This window comes from Urechidicola vernalis (assembly GCF_031846385.1).
GTDB classification, from domain to species: domain Bacteria; phylum Bacteroidota; class Bacteroidia; order Flavobacteriales; family Flavobacteriaceae; genus Urechidicola; species Urechidicola vernalis.
Map to the genome: position 1 here is coordinate 1 of NZ_JAVRHV010000034.1, position 243 is coordinate 243.

Annotated in this window: 1 protein-coding gene; it reads left to right on the forward strand. The window is 39.9% G+C overall.

The window, feature by feature from the left end; translation table 11 throughout:
- Positions 1 to 243, forward strand: a 243-nt coding sequence (locus RM519_RS13990) for a hypothetical protein (RefSeq protein WP_311594446.1), incomplete at both ends; no start/stop codon positions are given.

The window sequence follows — 243 nt, forward strand, 5'->3', positions numbered from 1 at the left end:
CATAATGGAGATCAGCCAGTAAATACAGATTCAGGCGTTTGTGGGGCAGATGTATCAGTTAGTGCATCAGCAACAGATAATTGTACAGTAGGAACACCAACAGGAGTTCGTTCAGATGGATTGGCCTTAGATGCATTATATCCAGTAGGAGTAACAACAATTGCTTGGGATGTAACAGATGCTAATGGTAATGATGCTACGCAAGTAGTTCAAACAATTACAGTAACAGATAATGAGATTCCA